The organism is Trichococcus sp. (genome assembly GCF_049589555.1).
Classification (GTDB): Bacteria; Bacillota; Bacilli; order Lactobacillales; family Aerococcaceae; genus Trichococcus.
In genome coordinates this window covers 1-4,810 of record NZ_JBAWAZ010000384.1, presented here as the reverse complement: position 1 = coordinate 4,810, position 4,810 = coordinate 1, and the positions used below count along the sequence as shown (strand labels likewise).

The window sequence follows — 4,810 nt, the reverse complement described above, 5'->3', positions numbered from 1 at the left end:
GCTCCAATGGGCGGAAGCACAAGTCGCTGCCTTCGCCGGTGTGGATGATGCCATCCAAACACAGCGCATAATGACTGTTTTCCTCCACGAGCAGGGAGGCATTATAAAGAAGGTTATAGGTTGTGACGATGTTCAGGCTGCGTTCATTGCCCCCGAGCCAACCTGCGAGTTCATTTTTGACAAGCAACTGGTTCGAGCAGATGACCGGCTTACCCCTCAGATCCTTAGGTGCGATTCTTTCCAAAGAAGCCAGCGGACTGTCTTTCCGCATCAGGACACCCCAGATGTCCTTTGTCGACAACTTGATGAAATCATACTTGGTCATGTTCGTAGGCTCCACAAGTACACCGAAATCGAGCAAGCCTTTGTCCAACCGATCCGTGACATCCTCGGCGTTGCCGCTGAACAGATGGAATTTGAGCAGCGGGTGCTCCGATTGGGCTCTGCTGATTGCGCGTGCAATGATCCGCATCCCTTTGGATTCGCCACCGCCGATATAAATGTCCCCGCTGAATTCAGTATCATCCGCGCGCATTTCCGACTCGGTTTTATCAACGAGTTGGATGATTTCCTCCGCCCTCTTTCTGAGCAGCATGCCGTCATCCGTCAAAGTGATCTTGCGGTTGCCTCTGATGAAAAGCTGCTTTCCGAGTTCCTCCTCCAGTTCCTTCATCTGTCTGGAAAGGGTAGGCTGCGTGATATGCAAAAATTCCGCCGCGCCCGATATGCTCTGTTCCCTTGCAATCGTCAAAAAATACTGCAACACTCTGATTTCCATTTCCTCAACTCCTTCAGCATTATTTTAGCGCTTATTGATATGCCTTTCAAGTATAGCAAGATATCTGGTATGGGTATTTGATATTCGCTCTGATTCGATATATTCTATTCACATGAGGAGGGAGACGAGTGGACATAAGTGAAGAAATGCTGATCACAAATCTTAAGGATGCAGGCTGCACGAATGAAACCATCGCTGCTTTCCTGGATTACCGGCAAACGAACGAACAGGCAAAACAGATGGAGTTGCTAAAAAAACACAGGCATATTTTATTGGATAAGATCCATGAGGACCAGAAGGCAATCGACTGTTTGGACTACTTGCTTTACAAACTAAAATAATAATACAAATCAGGGGGAAAAGAATATGATTGGAACGATCGCAGGAATATTGACGACATTGTCATTTGTACCGCAGGTAATCAAGGTTTTGCAGACAAAGGACACGAAGGCCATTTCGCTGGGGATGTACCTCATGTCAGTTATAGGTATCTTCTTATGGATGGTACATGGATACGTAATGGGGGACATGGCACTGTTAATCGCCAATCTAATCACTTTCTGCTTGGCTTTGGTCATTCTGGTTGCCAAATTGAAATATAAATAAGGCATTTGGATCAGTTTAACGCTGATCCTTTTTTTTTTGCATTAAATTCGATTATAATGTAAGGGAGAGGCGGTGCAATCATGTTGGAAGAATTAGCGTTTGAAATTGCGAAAGAGGCGCATGCCGGACAGACGGACAAAGCCGGGCTTGATTATATCCTACATCCTCAACAAGTGGCCGCGATGGTGACGACGGATGAAGAGAAAGCTGTCGCGTTGCTGCATGATATCATCGAGGATACGGATGTGACGGCAAATGAGTTGCTGGCGAAGGGTTTACCGGACAATGTTGTCGAAGCTGTGGAAGCATTGACCAAAAAGCATAACCAAAACTATGCCGCATATTTGGCTGGCGTTAAAAAGAACCGGTTGGCTACTGCCGTGAAGCTGGCGGATCTGAAGCACAATTCGGATTTGAGCCGTTTGGAGAAGATCACCCAAAAGGACAGGGAGCGGGCAGAGAAATACCGCAAGGCGATTGAATATTTATCGGATTGAAACGCCAGCAGATTGTCTTGATGCCAGTTGTAGTCAGAATAAATTCACACCAATAATTTAAAGTGGACCCGGAATTCCCCGAATGGAGAATTTCTGGGTCCGATTTGTTTTATCAGGGTGAATGAGATCAGTTACCGCATACACTTGCTCCCAAAGGAAATGCTGTAACCTTTTTCAATTTCCAATTCCAGAAATTGGAAAACAATGGAAGTTTATTGTAAGCGGTTTTATACTTTTGTGTATACCCGGGGAATACATAAAAGGAGAATCACTATGAATCATACAGAAACCGCAAAAGAAATCATTCAAATAATCGGTGCAGATAACGTCGCTTATTTAACGCATTGTGCAACCCGTCTCCGTTTCAATGTTAAGGACATTTCCAGTGTTAACATGGAGCAATTGGATAGAGTTGAAGGGGTCATCAAATCCCAATATAAAAATGGACAACTACAAGTGATCATCGGCGCAAAAGTGGGCGGAGTTTTTGAAGAAATGCAAAAGCTGATAAGCCTGAACGAAGACGTCATCGTGCAGAAGACAGAAACGAAGAAGAACGTGGTTTCGCAAATTATCGAAACGATATCGGGAGTTTTTGGACCAGTGATTCCAGTCTTGATCGGCTGCGGGATGATAAAATCCGTGACCGCTGTTTTGACTACTTTTTCCCTTATATCAACTGAAAGCAGCACTTTTGCCATTTTTAATATGATCGGTGATTTATTGTTTTATTTCTTTCCTTTCTTTCTTGCTGTTAGTTCAGCTAAGAAGTTCAAGACCAATGAGTTTTTGGCAATAGCTCTTGCCGGCGCATTGATGTATCCCACAATCCAGAATGGTGCTCTGCAGGCTGCAGAGACCGGTGTGAAAGCATTGGATTTTCTGGGGCTGCCGATTTTATTGGTGAATTATAAATCTACAATCATTCCCATCATCATCAGCGTCTGGATCATGTCTTATGTGTATCGATTCATCAACAAACTGATCCCTGACACTTTTAAAGTACTTTTTGTTCCGATGCTTGTGCTTTTCATCATGGTTCCGCTGGAATTGATAGCGATTGGACCGTTCGGCTCATACATCGGCCAAAGCGTGGCGCAGTTCGTCACGTGGCTATACAACGTCAATGGTGTTCTCGGGGCCTTCTTGTTCGGAACTTTCCGTCCGTTGCTGATAATACTGGGCATGCACTATGCAATAACTCCCATCAATACGCAATTGATTGCAGAATACGGGTTTTCCGTCATCTCTCCGGCCAATCTGACCGGCAATCTGGCTCAAGCGGGTGCAACGTTGGCCGTATTCTTTTTGCTAAAAAATAAAACCGAAAAAAGTTCAGCTTTTACGAGTGGCATCACTGCCTTGTTTGGTGTAACCGAACCAGCAATGTTCGGATTTAACCTGAAATACAAAAATCCTATGCTTTGTGCCATGTTGGGCGGAGGAATCGGTGCAGCCTACATGAACTTCTTCGGTGGCGGGGCTACTGCCATCATTTTGCCGGGCATCTTGGCTTTGCCTACGTATGTTGCTGATAGCTATATTCATGTATTGATTGCGGTAGCGATCAGTATCTCCTTCGCATTTGTAGGCACGCTCGCTTTAGGGATCAGACAAGCTGACGAAATTGAACCGAAAAACGAAGCAGAGCAATTGCTCACGAAAAAAATTGCAATGGTCCAACCGATACCGGGAACCATCATTCCATTGTCCGAAGTGAAAGATACTGTTTTTTCAACAGGCATGTTGGGGGAAGGGTATGCAATTGAACCGACCGAAGGAACAGTATGCGCTCCGTTCGAGGGTAATGTGATTATGCTGTTTGAAACCAAACATGCTATCGGGCTGCGTAACGATGACGGAGTTGAAGTTCTGATTCATATCGGGCTGGACACAGTCGAATTACATGGTCAGGGGTTCGAAACGCTTGTCGAAGAAGGGGATCGGATCGCTGTTGGTGACGTCCTGGTCAGATTTGATAAGGATTTCATTCAATCCAAGGGCTATGACCTCACCACACCGGTCATTGTGACGAATGCAAAGGAATTCAGTTCATTGGATTTTACGGTAGATGAAAAGCCATTAGTCTTAAATGTAGGAGCTGCAAAATGACAGATACATTTTTTTGGGGTGGTGCAATCGCAGCCAACCAAGCTGAGGGAGCTTATCTGGAGGATGGGAAAAAGCTGACCGTAATGGATGTGGTTCCTCAAGGTGAGAATCGACGTAAAATAAAACAAGGGTTGATCGATTATAAAACAGTCTATGACGACAACGCTTACCATTATCCATCCCATGATGGCATAGATTTTTATCACACTTACCCCGAAGACATTAAACTACTGGCAGAAATGGGCATCACGGCTTTTAGGACGAGCGTGTCATGGACAAGAATCTATCCCACCGGCGAGGAAAAAGAACCAAACGCCGCAGGACTCAACTACTACAAATCCTTATTCGAACTGTGCAAATCATATGGAATCGAGCCGGTAGTGACCATCAGCCATTTCGACGTGCCGTTGCACTTGGCCGAAACGTATGGTTCCTGGAAAAACCGGAAGATGATCGACTTCTATTTGATGTATGCCCGCAGCCTGTTCGTTACTTTTAAAGGGCTCGTAAAATATTGGATCACCTTCAATGAAATCAATGTGATCCTGCATAATTCCTTTTCTGGAGCGGGGCTCATCCTATGTGATGAGGAAAATCCTGAACAAGTGAAATACCAAGCCGCGCACCATGAATTAGTCGCCAGCGCAGCAGCCACGAAAATGGCTCATGAAATCGATCCTGAAAACCAAATCGGCTGTATGTTGGCCGCGGGAGACTATTATCCATACTCTTGTCACCCACAAGATGTTTGGTCAGCTCTGAATAAAAATCGCGAAAGTTATTTTTTCATCGATATTCAGTCCCGTGGCGCCTACCC

At 45.1% G+C, this 4,810-nt stretch carries 6 protein-coding genes; 5 read left to right on the top strand and 1 reads right to left on the bottom strand.

Annotation, left to right across the window (positions count from 1 at the left end):
• Window positions 1–778, bottom strand: a 778-nt coding sequence (locus tag WBV27_RS13315; RefSeq protein WP_424202600.1) for a LysR family transcriptional regulator, incomplete at its 3' end; no start/stop codon positions are given.
• Window positions 779–906: 128 nt separating this feature from the next.
• Between WBV27_RS13315 and WBV27_RS13310 the strand changes: the two genes are divergently transcribed.
• From WBV27_RS13310 to WBV27_RS13290, 5 genes are all read left to right on the top strand, one after another.
• The gene (locus WBV27_RS13310) at window positions 907–1,119 is read left to right on the top strand and encodes a hypothetical protein (protein ID WP_424202599.1); all 213 of its coding nucleotides are present in this window, start codon (window positions 907–909) and stop codon (window positions 1,117–1,119) included.
• Between the two features lie 25 nt (window positions 1,120–1,144).
• Entirely contained in the window at window positions 1,145–1,384 is a 240-nt protein-coding gene (locus tag WBV27_RS13305) for a SemiSWEET family sugar transporter (RefSeq protein WP_119092531.1), read from the top strand.
• A gap of 80 nt (window positions 1,385–1,464) precedes the next feature.
• On the top strand, window positions 1,465–1,881 hold the full coding sequence (locus tag WBV27_RS13300; RefSeq protein ID WP_424202598.1) for an HD domain-containing protein: 417 nt from the start codon (window positions 1,465–1,467) through the stop codon (window positions 1,879–1,881).
• A gap of 273 nt (window positions 1,882–2,154) precedes the next feature.
• Window positions 2,155–3,993, top strand: coding sequence for a beta-glucoside-specific PTS transporter subunit IIABC (locus WBV27_RS13295; protein ID WP_424202597.1), 1,839 nt, complete (start codon window positions 2,155–2,157; stop codon window positions 3,991–3,993).
• Window positions 3,990–4,810: family 1 glycosylhydrolase (locus tag WBV27_RS13290; protein ID WP_424202596.1), on the top strand; the 821-nt coding region annotated here is incomplete at its 3' end. The genes WBV27_RS13295 and WBV27_RS13290, both read left to right, overlap by 4 nt.